This window comes from Gilvimarinus gilvus (assembly GCF_030518155.1).
Lineage (GTDB): Bacteria > Pseudomonadota > Gammaproteobacteria > Pseudomonadales > Cellvibrionaceae > Gilvimarinus > Gilvimarinus gilvus.
In genome coordinates this window covers 1-306 of the sequence record NZ_JAULRU010000205.1, presented here as the reverse complement: position 1 = coordinate 306, position 306 = coordinate 1, and the positions used below count along the sequence as shown (strand labels likewise).

The window sequence follows — 306 nt, the reverse complement described above, 5'->3', positions numbered from 1 at the left end:
AGCTTCATGGCACGCTACGGCAAGGGTACGGACGCTGACTACTCGAACGCAAACAATGTGTATATGCGTCGAGATGCGGGCGGCAATCCACTCACCGACCAAAAGCGCTGGGAGCGTGATATCGAAGTCAAGTATGTCGTCCAAACCGGTTCGATGAAGGATATGTCCTTCCGTATTCGTCAAGCAAACACCCGATCCACTCAGTTCGAGTCTGATCTCGATGGGTTCCGCCTGATCGTGGAGTACCCACTCAGTATCTTGTAAGAATTGCGCGGTCTTTCAAAATTGTAATTGATCAATCATGCT

The 306-nt window shown here is 50.0% G+C and carries 1 protein-coding gene; it reads left to right on the top strand.

What is annotated here, in order from left to right:
• A partial coding sequence (locus QWI17_RS01650; RefSeq protein ID WP_302720748.1) for an OprD family outer membrane porin occupies nt 1–264 on the top strand: 264 nt, incomplete at its 5' end.
• Between the last annotated feature and the right edge of the window lie 42 nt (nt 265–306).